The organism is Paenibacillus andongensis (assembly GCF_025369935.1).
Classification (GTDB): domain Bacteria; phylum Bacillota; class Bacilli; order Paenibacillales; family NBRC-103111; genus Paenibacillus_E; species Paenibacillus_E andongensis.
In genome coordinates this window covers 1,660,417-1,676,115 of record NZ_CP104467.1, presented here as the reverse complement: position 1 = coordinate 1,676,115, position 15,699 = coordinate 1,660,417, and the positions used below count along the sequence as shown (strand labels likewise).

The window sequence follows — 15,699 nt, the reverse complement described above, 5'->3', positions numbered from 1 at the left end:
ATATAATAGGAAAAATTATGTCCTATTTGTATATTGTCAATTTATCTCCATCTAAATGATATTGCCCCTCCCAACACGTAGGTTTATAATGGGATGGATGGATTGCACGTATATAGAAGAAACAAAGCTCAAAGGTTCCCTGAGCGAGGAGACTTTGAACTGGTGTGAATTCCTGAACCGAACTGGATGAACAGGTACGCGAGCGTCTCACACCGCCTAACGCATTTGGTCCTTAACTAGGTGAATGCGTCGATTCAGTATGGACTTTATTTACTATTCAGAGGAGGAATAATAATGAGTGTTGTGACGACAGACCCGGTTAAACGGATGGCCGAAATTACTGAAAAAGTTGAGAACGGCAGGCGTCTATCTATGGAAGATGGGCTATTTTTGTATGAATCGGACGATTTGCTAACCATTGGTCAATTAGCTAACAAAGTGAATACGCGCTTGAACGGAAACAAGGTTTATTTTGTCCAAAATATGAGTTTGTACTTTACGAATGTGTGCGAGGAACATTGTGCTTTTTGTCATTTCCGCCGCGACGAAGGTGAAGAAGGCTCATACACACTGACACCTAGTCAAATGTTAGATTATGTAGCTGAACATTTTAATCCAGAAATTAAAGAATTTCATATTAGCCAAGGGCATAACCCGCATTTGCCTTTTGAATATTATGTGGATTGTATCCGCCAGCTGAAGCAAGCCTACCCTGACGTTACGATTAAAGCTCATACAGCAGCTGAAATAGAATTTTTCTCGCGTATCAGTGGTCTCAGCTTCCGCGATGTCCTGAAAACGCTAATGGATGCAGGTTTGTCCACTCTTCCTGGAGGAGGAGCCGAAATTCTGACTGAGCGCTACCGGACTAAAATGAAAGTAGAAAAAGCGTCCTCTGAGGAATGGATCGACGTACACCGTAACGCTCATTTGCTCGGTATGAAAACTCACGCAACGATGCTGTACGGCTCCATTGAAACGAAAGAAGAACGTATTCGTCATATGATGCTGCTGCGTGAGCTTCAAGATGAAACAGGCGGCTTCTTAGTATTCATTCCTAATTCCATTCAACCAGCAAGCAAAAACGCAGGCCTCAAGCAACGGGTACCAGCTTGGGATGAACTGAAAACCATTGCGATTAGTCGTTTGATGCTGGATAATTTCCCACATATTAAGGCTTATTTCATCAACATTGGTACGAAATTGACTCAGCTATCCTTCGCTTTCGGTGCTTCAGACGCACATGGTACGATTGTGAAAGAGAAGATTTCTCATGCTGCTGGAGCATTATCACCGGAAGGTCTTACACGTGATGAACTCGTTTATCTCATTAAAGGCGCAGGACGCGTTCCTGTTGAACGCGACACCTTTTATAATGAAATCAGAGTATATTAGTCATACTAGAGAAGAGATATTGTTCAGAAGGGATATTGGATGGAATGAAAAAGTTCGTGATTCTTGGAGGAGGTTATGGCGGTTTGACCATAGCCTTAAACATGCTGGAGAAGGATTTACCAGAAGATACACTGCTAGTACTTATTGACCGAAGCCCTTTTCAAGGGTTAAAAACAGAATATTATGCACTAGCTTCAGGTACGATTGCTGAAACTCATATTCGCGTTGCCTACCCGAACGACCCACGGTTGCTTCTAACGTTCGGTGAGGTATCTAGTGTCGATTTGAACAACAAGCAAATTCTTTTTGAAGATCAAGAACCGCTATCCTACGACTGGTTAGTTATTGGTCTGGGTTGTGTGGACAGTTATCACGGAATTGTCGGTGCTAAAGAGTACTCTTCCAGCATTCAGACTCTTTGCCAAACACGTGCTACCTACCAGCGCATTAATGACATTGCACCATATGGACAAGTCTCCATTATTGGAGGAGGTCTAAGCGGTGTTGAAATGGCTGCTGAGCTCCGTGAAAGCCGTGCTGATTTGAACATTCGATTAATTGATCGTGGTCCAAGCTTACTTTCGGCTTTCCCAAGCAATTTGCAGCAGTACGTCCGCGAATGGATGACCGAACATCATATTGAACTTCGTCCTCAAGTATCGTTAGTCCGACTAGATGGTGGAGATTTGTACAATGGGGATGAAATTATTAAAACCGATGCTACAATCTGGACAGCAGGTATTCAGCCCAATCCAATCGTAGAGGCTTTGAATGTGCCCAAAGACCGCCAAGGCCGTATCCTCCTTAACGAGTATCATCAAATTCCAGATTACCAAGAAGTGTTCGTCGTAGGGGATTGCGCTTCCCTACCGTTCTCTCCAAGTGCGCAAGCAGCACAAGCTCAAGGCAAGCAGATTGCCGAAGCCATGCTGGCGATTTGGAAAGGCGATACGCCTCGTCTTGGTAAAATTAAACTCAGAGGTACGCTGGGTTCACTCGGTAAAAAGGCCGGCTTCGGGATCATGGGTAAACGTACGCTAATGACGGGTAAAATCGCTCGTATTCTCAAAAGCGGAGTACTGTGGAAATCGAAACGCCACTTCGGGTAAGATCAGTCTCCAAGAAGTTCGTACATCGCTTCAATTTCTTTGATTCGGTCTAAAATGCGCTCGTGGAGAGCATCTGCGCTTTCAGCTGCAATGATTTCGCCATTCACAAGCGCATAAGTTTCCATATAACACTGCCCGCAATTGCCTAGGCAGCCGTATTCCATGACGTCAAAGTCAGGGTTTTGTTCCAAAGCTTTCATGACTTTATCCGTTCCATGGTGCATATTACTGGCACAAAACTCAATGATTGGTCTCATTATATAAATTCCACCTTATGTTGATATTCAAGCCCACAACCATTTTCATTTAAACATTATTGTAATATAATAATAGAAGAAAGGAGATGAATCAAATGACTGAAAAAACAAAAGAAGTAATTTATGATGAAGTCCTTGAGGTTTTAGATAAACTCCGTCCTTTTCTACAACGCGATGGCGGTGACGTAGATCTCGTTGATGTAGAAGACGGTGTTGTGAAACTGAAACTTATGGGTGCCTGCGGCAGCTGCCCAAGCTCAACAATCACGTTGAAAGCTGGTATAGAACGCGCATTGGTTGAAGAGGTTGAAGGCATAACTGAAGTCGTACAGGTATTCTAATTACGACTATATCATAAGAAAGAGCTTACCTCTATGGTAAGCTCTTTTTGCAATATGTAAGAAGGACTAGTTTTTACGTTGGTTAAGCACCGGTAATGGCTGGATCGGATCCAAGCCCCCGGAAATATCCATAATATTTCCAGTAATGAAATCAGATGCCTGTAAACAAAGGAAATCAATGACTCTAGCCACATCTTCACCTGTCCCCGGTCTGCCCACCGGTGTTTCCCCATCAACTTCCAGACGCGCTTCATCCATTGTCCGTTCTTTGTTCCTACCTCGAATGTCGCCTGGGCATACCATATTGACAGTGATCCCATGACTCGCTTCTTCTTCGGCTAATGTCTTCGTGAAGGAAACCAAGCCTACCTTAGCTGCCGCGTATACAGCGCGATGGGTCCAGCCCCTAGCTTCAGCCGCCTTGCCGAATCCAAAATGGATGATTCGTCCCCAGCGTCTCTCCCGCATCATAGGCAGTACCAGATGATCAAGCTCCATGACACCGAGCAAATTGCCGCGCATCAGATACTCAATCTCATCGACGTTATAATCAGCGAAGAAGCGCCGCTCTCGGAAAAAAGGGCCGGCATTATTCACGAGAATATCAATCGGGCCGAGCTTTGATGTCGTTTGATCCACCATACGAATAATATCTTCGCGGTTGGCAACATCGCCTTGGACCGCCACGCTGCGAACACCTAGATCTTCCAATCGAAGAACGAGCTCAGCGGCCTCCTTTTCACTATGTACATAATTAACAGCTACCTGGCAGCCCCGCTGTGCTAAGGTGATCGCGGTCATTTTGCCCAAGCCTTTGGCGCTGCCTGTAATCAGAACCGTTCGGCCTTTTAATTCCATGGTCCTCTTACCCCTTTGCAATACTTGCCGTAATATAAGAGAAAGCTATTGTTAAGGTTCGGCACACCATATCAAATCCCTGCTGCAGATCGGCAACATTTGATTTAACATTTTCAACGTGAATTCGGTCTCCGGGCAAAGGTTCTTTTTGCATGAGATCATCCAGCATTTCAGCATTAATATAATGAATCTCCATATTTCGTTGATTTCGCAGTCGATCTAATGCTGATTTATAGTCCATTTTGAGATTATAAAGCTGGAGCTCCAGTGATCCGTGAATATGTTTTTCATGCATGCGGCGCAGTACGGTAAAGTAAGAGAAACGAGACTTAAGCGTCTCTGTTTTCAGCTCAAATAGATCATTCATAAACGTTCCCAATTTGTCCAAGATTGAAAACAATCGAATGAAGGCATTTTTATAAAAATAAACAAAGCGATGATATTCTTCGATCTCTTGCGGATTCATTTCCTCCACGAACGCCTTACTGATATGCTCAGCGTAACGCTCACAGCAATATTTGCTCTGTTCCAGCTCATCCAGTGCATCGATAAACCCCTTGCTCCAGATCGCCCGTCTATGGTACTTAGGATACTCTGCGGCTAGGTGGCTATGCTCCTCAAATTCCAACAGCTCAATATACGTTCTCACCGCGTTGCCGGCGTCTAGAAGAAGTCCGCTATCGATTCGTTTCGGTTCATTGAACAATACTCGCAGCACGGGCACACCCCTTTTTCATCCTCGCAAATTTGTTCGGTTATAGCTTTGCTGTTTGTTCGCTTAGCAGGGTCTGTTTCACCTTCTGTGAACGATCCCGCTGTACTAAGTACATAGCTGCCAAAACCCCAACACCACCCAAACATTGATACAGGGAAATAGACTCATGTAAAAAGATGTAGCCTGCAATAGCTGCTGTGACAGGAAGTAAGTACCCATAAGCAGAGGATCTGAACGGACCTAGCTTCGCTAAACTCCAGTTGTGTATAGAAAATCCTAAGGCAGTAGCTAATAGAGATGTATAAATTAAGCTGATCCAACCTGTCGAAGAGATGGCCGCAAAATAGGCGGCGTCAGCACGCCAGAGTACGAAGGGCAGCAGCGAAAGAGCTCCCGCAGTCATTTCGAACGAAATCAGCAGCGGCAGTGGATAGCGCAATACAAGTCGATTCATACCGATAAGATAAATGGCCCCCATCACACTGCGCATCAGTAATAAAATATCCCCTCGGAACGTTTCTCCTCCTAGATGGCAGCCATCAACGCCGCCTGAGACAATGACGATTACACTGCCTAAAGCTAATGGAATTCCTATTAGAATGCGCCAAGTGAGCCTCATTTGACCGGCAAATAAAGCAAAAAGAACGGTTATGACGGGCATGAAGCCGCGCCCCAAAACAGCACCATTCGCGGAGTTAGAAAACTGCAAGGCATACTGCAGAAGGGCTTCCATGCCAATAGCATTGAGAATGCCTAATCCGCATATAAGGAGAAGATCTCTACCAGCCATCTGTATCTTCAGCGAACGCGATCGATAATAAAAGTAAGTATAGACCCACAGCATCGGAATCATACTCGCGAATCGCAACCCGTTAAAAACGAGAGAATCCCATTCTCGTCCCCCAATTTTTAGAGAGGCTAAATTAATGCCCCAAAGGATATACACCAGAACAAACCCTGCATGTGGATAAAAGGAACGAAGTCGATCCGCACTCATGCGAAATATTCCTTCCAACGGCGGTCCACGAGTTCCACGATATCTTCCCGCGGGAACAGCTCATCGGGGTATCCCGGTTTCATACGAGCATCAATCACAATCGGAACTTCGTAAGCGATGTGATGACGATTCACGCTGGACTGCGCGTACATGTCACTAGCCGGATTGAAACGAGTGAACACGGTCCATAAGAACTTGGTTTGGTCGTGCGCGATGCCGCTGGCGTCATCTACTAAGATGACAAGCGGCCACTCCGTTAAGCGGCTGGCTGCATTCGCCAGCAGACGCTGTGGCAGCTCCGGCTCCGCCGCGTATGACGCGCCTGAGACAAGCAGACATCCGCCACAGTAAACGGCAATGTCATGGATCTCAGGCAGCTCACCAGCGGTGTAGGCTCTTGGCAGCTCGCGTACAGGGTCGCCTGTACCGAGAAGAACTGCTTTACTGCCGTGATTCAGCTGGCCACCTGTATAATCAAGCGTATCATGCGATGTTTTGTTGAAGATGAATAGGTCACGGCCTGGATCAAAACGCACGAGCACCGTTTCAAGCAGCTCGGTGAAGTTGGCTAGGACCGTCGGCTTGTCTGTGACGATCAAGAACTTGGTGAGTGAGAGTTGACCCTCACCTAGGATACGGAATGCCGTGCCGAGCGCCTCACGGCTGTAGCTCTCGCGGACGACGGCAGCTGCGAGCGGGTGGAACCCGGTCTCTGCATACGTCCAGAGGTCTTTCACCCCCGGCATCGCCATCGGAAACGCGGGCTCAAGCAGTCTTTGCAGGAACTCGCCAAGGAAGTAATCCTCTTGGCGCGGTTTACCGACGATCGTCGCCGGATAGATCGCGTCTTTGCGGTGCCATACATGATTCACGTTGAACACCGGGAAATCATGGATGAGTGAGTAATACCCGAAGTGGTCGCCGAACGGCCCTTCGGGGCGTCTCACATGCGGCGGAACGGAGCCGCATATCGCGAACTCCGCCTCGGCCACGAGGCGGTGCCCCCCATGGGGGTTCTCCACCATGGGGAGCTTCTGGCCGAGGATGAGCGAAGCGAGCATCAGCTCGGGCAGGTGCTCGGGCACCGGCGCAATCGCCGAGGCGATGAGCGCAGGCGGGCCGCCCAGGAACACGGTGACGGGCAGCGGTTTGTTGCGTTTCTCGGCTTCGTGGTAATGGAAGCCGCCGCCTTTATGTATTTGCCAGTGCATCCCGGTCGTGAAGTCATCATAAACCTGCATGCGATACATGCCAAGGTTATGATGGCCGCCGTCAGGGTGCTCGGTGTAGACAAGCGGCAGCGTGACGAACGGGCCGCCGTCTTCTTGCCAGCTCGTCAGGACAGGCAGTCCGGCGAGCGGGTTATCCTGCTTCAAGCCGCCGAGAATCGGCGCTTGGTTAGGCTGTACTCTCTTCGTTCCAACCTTCAGCAGATCCATAATGAGGGCGCGTTCTCCCCAGAGTGCTTGCGGCGTTGGAGGCATTAACGTACTTGTAGCGTTAATAACCGCTTTCATGAATTGCTCTGGCTTGGGGCCGAAGGCAAGATCAACCCGTCGTGTAGTCCCGAACAGATTTGAGACGACTGGGAATGAACTTCCTTTGACATTCGTGAACAGCAAGGCAGGGCCTTGCTCGTCGATGACTCTGCGATGAATCTCAGCGAGTTCTAGATTCGGGTCTATTGGAGCGCAGATTTCAATCAGTTGATTTTCGCGGCGCAAAATGTCTAGAAAAGCTCGTAGATTAGTTGGTACCATGTAATGTTTGTTCCACCTTTAATTGTGAGATTGTAGATGACTATGTAAGTAAAAAAGGAAATAGCCTTCCGCGTTAGAAGGCCTCCTCTACCGCAAAGGTAGCCCTGCCGTGCTTCCAAGGAGCTCGTCCGTCAGGTATTAAGCTTTGCGGTCATATAGCGTAAGTACGCATAGATAACATAAGAATCCAAACATGCAAGACACAATAACCGCGTGAATCATGCCGGTAAATAAATAAGCCACTTCATTCCCCATAGACCAGGTCACAACGGCTCCGCTAAACACTTGAAGAGACACTAAAATTAGCGCCCATTTGCTGCCAAACCTCAGCTTGTCTGAGCCTTGATAATAACGCTTGGCCTGTAAGTAAAGAAACAAAATACATATAAAAAGTAATAAAGCCGCTACACGGTGGGTAAAAACAATACCCGTTGCCCCGCTGAGTTCAGGGACTACTTCTCCATTGCATAAAGGCCAGCCCGAACATCCGCCTGATGAAACGGTGTGCCGAACAAAAGCACCCAGATAAACAACCACATAGCTGTAAATCGTCGTTATCCATACAAGGGCTTTAAAGCTGCTGCGAATGGCCGTGTCACGCTGAAATTGCCCCCATGGCGTAAAAACAATGGCTAATAGCAAAGAAAAAGCAAAGGCCAATAAGGATAATCCAAAATGCAGTGCCAACACGAGTGAAGATTGCGGCCAAACGACAGCCATAGCTCCCATTGCTGCTTGAATTAGCGTCATCAATACTGTACCAGAGATGAAAAATTTGGCATCTCTACGTTTCACATAACGAAATACAAGGATGAATGTAGCGACCAGGAGTAACGTCACAATGCCGACGACCAATCGATGGCTGTACTCAATAAGCGATGAGATCGTATGTGCCGGGACGAATTTCCCATGACACAGGGGCCACTCATCTCCGCAGCCTCTACCTGCATCTGCCTTCGTAACTAAGGCACCCATTGCAAGAATAAGAAACATGCCAATGGCCGAAAGATTCGCTAATCTTTGAATCAATTTTTGCATGATTGCACCTACTTTTATGTCGTGACTTCTGTTAATCATGTCGAATGATGTTGTTCCGCTTTCAATTATAGCTTTATTAAGTAGGCAAATCCATTCGCAATTGTTACAAAGCTCCGAAACCACGCAGAAGTTCATAAGTCATTCAATGTTTCAACTTTTGGGACGAGGGTAAATAAAAGATGAGCACCAAAATGGTGCTGTTCAACCAAAATCGATCGCAGGAGGTTTTATCTATGGGTAAGCACATTATTGGAGTATTCAATTCAGAAGAAGAGGCCATTCGCGTGATTAACCAACTCAAAGCAGAAGGCTACAGAGCAGATGATATCTCAGTTATCGGCAGGAATAACGAAGGCTTAAATCAAATCGAGGATCAAACAGAAACCAAGGCGGAAGAAGGACTAGCAACCGGTGCTGCTGCTGGCAGTGTATTGGGTGGTGTTACGGGACTACTGCTGGGTATTGGTGCACTTGCCATTCCAGGCGTAGGCCCTATCATAGCAGCCGGACCCATTGTCGCGACTTTGACAGGCGCAGCCGTTGGCGCTGGTGCAGGCGGCCTGGTCGGTGGTCTGATCGGCTTAGGTATTCCCGAGAATGAGGCCAAAGAATATGATAATTACGTCAAGGATGGTAAAATTCTAGTTCTCGTCGAATCTGACTCGACCCGCGATCATAAAGCCTATGAAACATTTCGCAAGAACCAATCGTTGAATGCTAATACCTATACCCCTGAGTATGGCTATCGATCCTAGATATATACTTGGGTTAAAAAAATCTCTCTTTGGTAAAAAGGGGTCAAACTTGACCCCGTTCTACTCAAAAGAGAGATTTTTGCGTTACGATTTTGTGCTTAAGACTTTAGAGCATTGGACACTTCGATAGCACGGTCGAGGAACTCTTCAATTTCTTCGCGTGTTTTGCGTAGTTTACTGACGAAACGAACCAGCTCTTGGCCTCCACGGAAAGCGATAAAGCTTGGTATCCCAAGGATGTTCAACTGCTCACAAAGATCAGGTACTTCGTCGCGGTCTAGCTCGATGAACGTGATGCGCCCAGCATAAGCTTGTTCCACTGCCGGCATGAAGGGTTCGATATAGTGGCAGTCTTTGCACCAACTTGCTTTGAATACAGCAATAGTCAACGTGGACTGCGAGATTTGTTCTTGAAAAGCTTGTTCATTAGATACTTTAATCATGACGATCACCTCACTGCTTAGAATTTTATTAACTTATAGCATGCCCTAACATTTGTGTCAAGATTAAATTAGACAGCACTTTGCTTGAATTTGATTTACATTAAAAGTAAAAAGTGATATCATATAAATATCAAAAAGATATACTTCGAAGGGGTGCTGCAAGAATGAAAGAAACAAATGCTTGGTCGTTAAACGGTTTTCTCGGTTTATTATTATTTATTATCGGCGGTGGGCTTGGCGTTTTCCTTCTTACACAAGAACAAATTGTTCCGGGGATTATCCTTATTATTCTGGGGCTAATATTCGTCTCCACGATCACTGCTGTTAATCCGAACGAAGCATCTGTCATCACTTTCTTCGGCAGCTACTTGGGTACCATCCGAAAAAGCGGCCTATGGTTAATTGTCCCTTTTTCAAGCAGAAGGAAAATTTCCTTGCGCGTGCGCAATTTTAACAGTGTGAAGCTCAAAGTTAACGATATTGAAGGAAACCCGATCGAGATCGCGGCCGTTATTGTGTTTAAAGTAGTCGATACCTACAAGGCCCTCTTTGATGTGGACAGCTACGAAAAGTTCGTCGAAATCCAAAGTGAAACAGCGCTGCGCCATGTCGCTAGCAAGTATCCATATGATCGCTTTGAAAGCGATGGTTACTCACTTAGGGGCAATGCAGATGAAGTTGCCGCTGAGCTCAGCCTTGAATTGCAGCATCGTCTGTCTGTAGCGGGTGTAGAGGTGATCGAGTCCCGCCTGACCCACCTTGCTTATTCGACTGAAATTGCCAGCGCTATGCTTCAACGCCAGCAAGCTTCTGCCATTTTATCCGCTCGCCAAATTATTGTTGATGGCGCAGTGGGGATGGTTCAGATGGCTATCGCTCGTTTGGAATCCGAAGGTCTTCACCTGGATGAAGAGAGGAAAGCGGCCATGATTAACAATCTTCTTGTTGCGATTGTATCGGACCGCTCAGCGAGTCCGGTCATTAACACCGGTTCGTTGTACTAACGGGACCAGCTATGGCTCCTAAGAAAAATTTCCCGCTCCGACTTGATCCTAAGCTGTACGAGGCTTTGGAGCGTTGGGCGGAGGATGAATTCCGCAGTGTTAACGGGCATATCGAGTATTTGCTGCGCGAAGCGCTTCATCGAACCGGACGTGTGATTAAACCCGGAACAGAACAAGCCACTTCGGAAAAGACGGATGAGTGATTATTATGACCTTGCGATTAACCCTCGCAAGGTTTTTCTATTTATAAGTTTCTAGGCATCGACTTCCCGGCTTAGGAATTCTCTTGCTTCTCCGGAGTAAGCTAGAGGTTGTATTTTCTACAACTTTTGGCAAGTAAATCCACAGATTCCACACGATTGTTGCAGCAAATACAACAATTCCAGCCAAAAGTATCTCTATCGCACATTTAAAGGCTAAATTGTTGTATACCGTGCAACATTCTTAGCTTTTTCAGAAGAAATCAAGAAAATTGTTGTACGCCGTACAACTTGTCTTCCCCTGCCCTGCACTTGGCGTCACTCTTTACTACATTTCCACTTAAATCATAGCGAAGTACCCGAGATTCGCCTGAGTCTGAAAATTTAGTGAAGTATAGGTCGTCTCCAACCTGACGAATCGTTAGCTGGCCTTAATGATTGGAAGCCCTAGCCATATTTGGCCCCGTTCCCACATACCTGTAAGTGAATAAGCAAACACTAGAGTCAAGGATTCGGTGAAGGTTGGGGAGGTGATTGGTGTTGGGAGGAACAGTAAAACCAAGAGGTAAGAACATGAAGGATCTTCTAAGCAAAATGAGAGGACTCCCGAATGCGGTCGCTCAGCTGTTCAAACAGCAAGCATCACTGCTTCTGGATTCCTCTGCTAAAATAGTTGACCCTTTGGAGGAAATCCCTGTCACTGCAGCATTCACAGGACGGTTGGAAAAGGGCTTAAAACATCAAGTAGCTCTGCTGCAAAGCGGTGTCGTAAGTTCTCCTCTCACCACAGATGAAAAGGCGATTGTGCATCGAATCAAGGAACGAACCCAGCAGGAAAACCGAAATAATGTGACACGAACAAACGCATACTGGTCTTGTTACCAGGATCACCCGGAGCTTCACTGGGCACTGCTTGCCCATATGGTTTCCCGCAACGGGGGTTGGTGCATGACCGATCTTCGCGGGGAGCTGCTGCCACATTTGATAAGCAATGAATTGGCCCAGCATCTATTTGCTTTTCTGGAACGAGCGAACGGTCTTATTTTTCAAGATGCTTATCCACAACTACTGCTCTACCTTGAAAGCAAGAAACGAAAAATGAGTTTGTTTCACCTTCTTCCGCATTTGGACATCTCGTCCTGGATGTTCCCTGTTTGGAACGACTTCTGGATAAATCAAGAATCGGCCGCGCTAACCATTGCACTAATTGTTAATGAGCAAAACTACATCGAAAAACGAATCGTAAAGAATAAACAGATTCAGCAAAACGTGTTGAATACGCCTTTGTTCAAAACACAAGCCTGGCTGCAATTGAATCAAATCGGGTTTCCCTTTTTCCACGCTTCCAGCGAATCCCAAGCACCTCAGCCGCATCTGGCTGGACTCATACTTGAGAATTTCGCTAGCTTAACAGAGCGCATCGAATTCGGAAAAAGCTTGTATGCGATACTTTTTGGAGCACCCGAAGTACGACAAGGAGTGCTTCGATTTGCGGCCGCAACTCCACACACAGGATCACGTTCCGATTACTGGCCTCACCTGTTTGCCCAAATAAGAAAAACCCCTCCCGATATGAAATATCAGGAGAGGCTGGATGGCTGCGCCCTTAAGAAAGGGACTCAGCCGTTTTATAGTCCTAAGCTTACATCCGTATGGCCTGACAGGAGCTTGGCCCCTGTGGAGCCCGGTGACTGGTTCAACAATGTGAAGGAGCCACTGGTACATATGCGCTCCATTCCAATACCGGTTCCTTATGATTTAACGAAAGAAGTGTACTTTGGTTTAAGCAAGATTGAGTTAGGCATTGTAGCTGCCCAAGCGATTAAGAAAGTGATTCGGTGATTCAACTTGGCTAAGGCTAAGAACGTTTGATAAGACGACTTACTTTGCCGATTAGCTTTTGCACTGGCGCTGGGAAGTTCTTCACATCATCCTTCGTTACAACACGTGTTGCCATCAGCATCAATGGATACAAGGCAGCCGAGAAGCCGCAAACAAGTACAGCATTTATGCCTTCATTTAGTCGATACCAGGGAGTTGGATGCACATACGTATGTGTAAGCCATTCTGCCCCTAGACCGAAGATGAGGATGACAACGATGGAAAGCAGTAAGCCGATGAAACGACGTCCGAGGATGTTAAAGTCGACTTCTTGACGAAGCGAGCGTAAATTGAGCCAAGACATGACAATAAAACAAAGACCGGTTGAGCCAATGATTCCATAGATGCCGAACCACTGCGCAAGCAAGAAGCTCCCAGCTAGCTTGACCGCAATACCAACGGCAACGTGCATCATCAGCGGCTTCATTCGGCCCATGCCCATCAGGACAGCACCCGATGTTTGCATCACAATTTGAAACATTGCACCTAATGTGAGCAGTGAAATCATATGAGGACCGTGACTCATGCCAAATGCGGTATCCTCATGCCCGAACATGAAGAAGTCTAAAGGACGGGCAGCAATGGCGATTACCAATACGGCTGGTAACCCAGAAAGAATCGAGAGCTGAAGCACCCTTGTTGTCTGGTGGCCAACCTGTTTCAAATCTTTGCGGGAATAGGCCGCTGAGATGATGGGAACGACGGATTGGCTTAGCGCGATGGCCAAAATAATCGGAATCCCCGCCAGGGACTGGGCACGTCCTCCTATAATACCAACAAGTCCAAGCGCTTCGCTTCTGCCAATGGTCCCTTCTAAGAGCGGGATAATGATCGAAGTGTCGATTGCATATACAAGTGTAACCGTCACTGAGAAAATAACGATCGGAATCGATAGCTTCAATAGGCTGCGATAGATTTCACTATAACGAATTGGCGCATGTGATTGTGGCAATTGGGTGCTTCCCTCAGCTATCTGTTCGGCCGCTATGTTCGACTGCGCATCTCTACGCTTCAGCTTCAAGGCATAGTAAAGCATAACAGCAAGTGCCGCGATCCCTCCCATGACCCCTCCGAAAGATGCACCCGCAACTCCCCAACCTAAGCTGATGTTCAATAAAATAAATGCCAGTCCGATTGAGGTGACGAGCCTGAATACTTGTTCCACAACCTGTGAAATCCCGTTAGGCATCATGTTTTGTCTACCTTGGAAATAGCCCCTCATAATAGCAATCAGCGGGAAGAACAACATGGCCGGCGCAATAGCGCGGGTAGCTAGTGTGGCATCTGGTCCACCATGTGAAATCTGTTCGGCATAGATCGGCGCAAAGACATATAGAATCGCCGTCATCACAACTCCTGCAACGATTGCAAACCAGATGGCCGCGCGATAAATCCGCTCCGCTTCTGCAGGTCTTCCGATCGCATATTTCTCGGACACCATTTTGCTTAGTGCACTGGGGATACCGGCTGTTGCTACAACAAGTAAAATCGAGTATAGATTAAAAGCAATGGAATAACTGCCCATTCCTTCCTCATGAAGCAAATGCACCAGCGGAATTCGCTGGAAAACGCCGAGAAACCGCGCTATTAGCGCGGCCACGGTGAGAATGAGCGTCCCTTTTACTAGAGAATCTTTGGTTTCCTTCGTCAAGTCCGTTCCTACTCTCTTACTGTATTCATTCCATTAAAAAACCCAGATAAAAAAGATAATAATCATCGCCAGCTGCAGCGCAATTTTCACCGCACTGCTTGCAAAGAAACCGAGTACAGAGCCGACACCGGCACTTATCGCCTTTTTCCACGACGTACCCATGATGACTTCACCAATCACTGCGCCTAAGAAGGGGCCAATGAGTAAGCCGAAAGCTGGAATAACAAAAGGCCCAATGATAAGACCAATTGTACTACCAATGATAGCTGCCTTAGAGCCTCCAAACTTCTTTACCCCTAACGCACCTACTGCGTAATCGGCCACCATAATGATAATGACAATCAAGGATTGGATAAGCCAGAACCAGAATCCGAACGGCTCAAAACTGATCAACCAACCATAGATGAAAAAAGCGCCATAAATCGCTAACACACCAGGCAGCACCGGATAAACCGCACCGATCATACCCACTACAAATAAAAGGATAACTAATGTCCAGCCTAAGGTGATCATAGATCGCATCTCCTCCTACAGCATATAAGTGCGAATCACTTTAGCAATGGCATGTTCATTGTTGGTAACAGTCGTAATATCCGCAATACGCTTCACTTCATCCTGTGCATTGCCCATAGCTACCCCAAGACCTACTGCACGAATCATCGCGATGTCGTTCTCACTATCTCCCATCGCAATGACTTCGGACATGCTAATGCCTAGAAGCTGACAGACCGTCTCCACGCCGCTCGCTTTACTAATGCCTAATGGGTTAAGTTCAATATTAGAAGGATGGGAATTTGTTATTTCGAGTGTTCCCCATCCCTCAACGATTTCCCGGATTTGCTGCAATTTTTCCATATTTTCGGTGTAATAACCGAACTTTAGCCATTCTTGGCTGTCAATGTCCATGGTTTCGCTCTCGCGATTGAACACACCTTCTACCGAATAAGCCCACCACCAACAATCATACGTTTGAGCTAATCTATGCAAATTACGTACCGTCTCAGCAGGAAGCAGAGTCCGCTTAAGTAATTTAGACGGAGACTCCCATACTTCACCACCATTTACCACGACAAGCGGTGAGGTAAGTCCAAGCTCCTGAATATAAGGCATAGCGCTTGCAGCTCCGCGTCCAGTAGACATAATAACGATCTTACCCGCTTCAGTCGCTTCCTGAATCGCTTCTCGGTTTTCAACTGATATTTTTTTATCATCGTCCAGCAAGGTGCCGTCCATATCGAGGGCAAGTAATTTATAAGATCCCACGGTTTCCCATCCCCTGTCTCTACGTCATTAGT

At 46.7% G+C, this 15,699-nt stretch carries 17 protein-coding genes; 7 read left to right on the top strand and 10 right to left on the bottom strand.

The genetic code is table 11. The features are described 5' to 3' along the window. Nucleotides 1-294: 294 nt before the first annotated feature. Together mqnE and NYR53_RS07795 are read left to right on the top strand one after the other, a co-directional pair. A complete protein-coding gene (mqnE, locus tag NYR53_RS07800) occupies nt 295-1,395 on the top strand; it encodes an aminofutalosine synthase MqnE (RefSeq protein ID WP_261304651.1) in 1,101 nt (366 codons plus the stop codon). A 44-nt stretch (nt 1,396-1,439) separates the two neighbouring features. Beyond that, on the top strand, nt 1,440-2,504 hold the full coding sequence (locus NYR53_RS07795) for an NAD(P)/FAD-dependent oxidoreductase (protein ID WP_261304650.1): 1,065 nt from the start codon (nt 1,440-1,442) through the stop codon (nt 2,502-2,504). A 2-nt stretch (nt 2,505-2,506) separates the two neighbouring features. On the opposite strand, the gene NYR53_RS07790 is transcribed toward NYR53_RS07795, so the two are convergent. Next, nucleotides 2,507-2,761: a YuzB family protein gene (locus tag NYR53_RS07790; protein ID WP_261304649.1), complete on the bottom strand. Its 255-nt coding sequence runs from the start codon at nt 2,759-2,761 to the stop codon at nt 2,507-2,509. A gap of 95 nt (nt 2,762-2,856) precedes the next feature. On the opposite strand from NYR53_RS07790, the gene NYR53_RS07785 reads away from it, so the two are divergent. Then, nucleotides 2,857-3,102, top strand: coding sequence for a NifU family protein (locus NYR53_RS07785; RefSeq protein WP_029194781.1), 246 nt, complete (start codon nt 2,857-2,859; stop codon nt 3,100-3,102). A gap of 66 nt (nt 3,103-3,168) precedes the next feature. On the opposite strand, the gene NYR53_RS07780 is transcribed toward NYR53_RS07785, so the two are convergent. The 5 genes from NYR53_RS07780 to NYR53_RS07760 form a co-directional block, all read right to left on the bottom strand. After that, nucleotides 3,169-3,960: an SDR family oxidoreductase gene (locus NYR53_RS07780; RefSeq protein ID WP_261304648.1), complete on the bottom strand. Its 792-nt coding sequence runs from the start codon at nt 3,958-3,960 to the stop codon at nt 3,169-3,171. A gap of 7 nt (nt 3,961-3,967) precedes the next feature. Next, entirely contained in the window at nt 3,968-4,678 is a 711-nt protein-coding gene (locus tag NYR53_RS07775) for a Cthe_2314 family HEPN domain-containing protein (RefSeq protein WP_261304647.1), read from the bottom strand. Between the two features lie 37 nt (nt 4,679-4,715). Then, the gene (locus NYR53_RS07770; RefSeq protein WP_261304646.1) at nt 4,716-5,672 is read right to left on the bottom strand and encodes a DMT family transporter; all 957 of its coding nucleotides are present in this window, start codon (nt 5,670-5,672) and stop codon (nt 4,716-4,718) included. Next, nucleotides 5,669-7,432 carry a UbiD family decarboxylase gene (locus NYR53_RS07765; protein WP_261304645.1) on the bottom strand — a complete coding sequence of 588 codons (1,764 nt, stop codon included), beginning with the start codon at nt 7,430-7,432 and terminating at the stop codon, nt 5,669-5,671. Before NYR53_RS07765 ends, NYR53_RS07770 begins: the two co-directional genes overlap by 4 nt. A gap of 138 nt (nt 7,433-7,570) precedes the next feature. After that, nucleotides 7,571-8,470 carry a COX15/CtaA family protein gene (locus NYR53_RS07760; protein WP_261304644.1) on the bottom strand — a complete coding sequence of 300 codons (900 nt, stop codon included), beginning with the start codon at nt 8,468-8,470 and terminating at the stop codon, nt 7,571-7,573. 233 nt (nt 8,471-8,703) lie between these two features. On the opposite strand from NYR53_RS07760, the gene NYR53_RS07755 reads away from it, so the two are divergent. Beyond that, nucleotides 8,704-9,225 (top strand): general stress protein, encoded by a 522-nt coding sequence (locus tag NYR53_RS07755; RefSeq protein WP_261304643.1) that lies wholly within the window; start codon nt 8,704-8,706, stop codon nt 9,223-9,225. 98 nt (nt 9,226-9,323) lie between these two features. Here the strand turns inward: NYR53_RS07755 and NYR53_RS07750 are convergent, their stop codons facing one another. Next, nucleotides 9,324-9,668: a thioredoxin family protein gene (locus tag NYR53_RS07750; protein WP_261304642.1), complete on the bottom strand. Its 345-nt coding sequence runs from the start codon at nt 9,666-9,668 to the stop codon at nt 9,324-9,326. Between the two features lie 164 nt (nt 9,669-9,832). Between NYR53_RS07750 and NYR53_RS07745 the strand changes: the two genes are divergently transcribed. The 3 genes from NYR53_RS07745 to NYR53_RS07735 all read left to right on the top strand — a co-directional run bounded on the left by NYR53_RS07745 (nt 9,833) and on the right by NYR53_RS07735 (nt 12,714). Beyond that, nucleotides 9,833-10,672 carry an SPFH domain-containing protein gene (locus tag NYR53_RS07745; protein WP_261304641.1) on the top strand — a complete coding sequence of 280 codons (840 nt, stop codon included), beginning with the start codon at nt 9,833-9,835 and terminating at the stop codon, nt 10,670-10,672. Between the two features lie 11 nt (nt 10,673-10,683). Next, nucleotides 10,684-10,875, top strand: a complete 192-nt coding sequence (locus tag NYR53_RS07740) for a type II toxin-antitoxin system antitoxin (RefSeq protein ID WP_261304640.1) — start codon at nt 10,684-10,686, stop codon at nt 10,873-10,875. 570 nt (nt 10,876-11,445) lie between these two features. Next, entirely contained in the window at nt 11,446-12,714 is a 1,269-nt protein-coding gene (locus NYR53_RS07735) for a DUF2515 family protein (RefSeq protein WP_261304639.1), read from the top strand. A gap of 16 nt (nt 12,715-12,730) precedes the next feature. Here NYR53_RS07735 and NYR53_RS07730 read toward each other — a convergent pair whose 3' ends face one another. The 3 genes from NYR53_RS07730 to NYR53_RS07720 are packed head-to-tail and all read right to left on the bottom strand — an operon-like array spanning nt 12,731 to nt 15,667. Further along, entirely contained in the window at nt 12,731-14,404 is a 1,674-nt protein-coding gene (locus NYR53_RS07730; RefSeq protein ID WP_261304638.1) for a putative polysaccharide biosynthesis protein, read from the bottom strand. A gap of 33 nt (nt 14,405-14,437) precedes the next feature. Next, nucleotides 14,438-14,917 (bottom strand): DUF456 domain-containing protein, encoded by a 480-nt coding sequence (locus NYR53_RS07725; protein WP_261304637.1) that lies wholly within the window; start codon nt 14,915-14,917, stop codon nt 14,438-14,440. 15 nt (nt 14,918-14,932) lie between these two features. Beyond that, a complete protein-coding gene (locus NYR53_RS07720; RefSeq protein WP_261304636.1) occupies nt 14,933-15,667 on the bottom strand; it encodes a Cof-type HAD-IIB family hydrolase in 735 nt (244 codons plus the stop codon). Between the last annotated feature and the right edge of the window lie 32 nt (nt 15,668-15,699).

Excerpts from the sequence above, each read along its gene's own strand:
- mqnE (WP_261304651.1), top strand. The coding sequence starts at position 295 with ATGAGTGTTGTGACGACAGACCCGGTTAAACGGATGGCCGAAATTACT.
- NYR53_RS07795 (WP_261304650.1), top strand. The coding sequence starts at position 1,440 with ATGAAAAAGTTCGTGATTCTTGGAGGAGGTTATGGCGGTTTGACCATA.
- NYR53_RS07790 (WP_261304649.1), bottom strand. The coding sequence starts at position 2,761 with ATGAGACCAATCATTGAGTTTTGTGCCAGTAATATGCACCATGGAACG.
- NYR53_RS07785 (WP_029194781.1), top strand. The coding sequence starts at position 2,857 with ATGACTGAAAAAACAAAAGAAGTAATTTATGATGAAGTCCTTGAGGTT.
- NYR53_RS07780 (WP_261304648.1), bottom strand. The coding sequence starts at position 3,960 with ATGGAATTAAAAGGCCGAACGGTTCTGATTACAGGCAGCGCCAAAGGC.
- NYR53_RS07770 (WP_261304646.1), bottom strand. The coding sequence starts at position 5,672 with ATGAGTGCGGATCGACTTCGTTCCTTTTATCCACATGCAGGGTTTGTT.
- NYR53_RS07765 (WP_261304645.1), bottom strand. The coding sequence starts at position 7,432 with ATGGTACCAACTAATCTACGAGCTTTTCTAGACATTTTGCGCCGCGAA.
- NYR53_RS07760 (WP_261304644.1), bottom strand. The coding sequence starts at position 8,470 with ATGCAAAAATTGATTCAAAGATTAGCGAATCTTTCGGCCATTGGCATG.
- NYR53_RS07755 (WP_261304643.1), top strand. The coding sequence starts at position 8,704 with ATGGGTAAGCACATTATTGGAGTATTCAATTCAGAAGAAGAGGCCATT.
- NYR53_RS07750 (WP_261304642.1), bottom strand. The coding sequence starts at position 9,668 with ATGATTAAAGTATCTAATGAACAAGCTTTTCAAGAACAAATCTCGCAG.
- NYR53_RS07745 (WP_261304641.1), top strand. The coding sequence starts at position 9,833 with ATGAAAGAAACAAATGCTTGGTCGTTAAACGGTTTTCTCGGTTTATTA.
- NYR53_RS07740 (WP_261304640.1), top strand. The coding sequence starts at position 10,684 with ATGGCTCCTAAGAAAAATTTCCCGCTCCGACTTGATCCTAAGCTGTAC.
- NYR53_RS07735 (WP_261304639.1), top strand. The coding sequence starts at position 11,446 with ATGAAGGATCTTCTAAGCAAAATGAGAGGACTCCCGAATGCGGTCGCT.
- NYR53_RS07725 (WP_261304637.1), bottom strand. The coding sequence starts at position 14,917 with ATGATCACCTTAGGCTGGACATTAGTTATCCTTTTATTTGTAGTGGGT.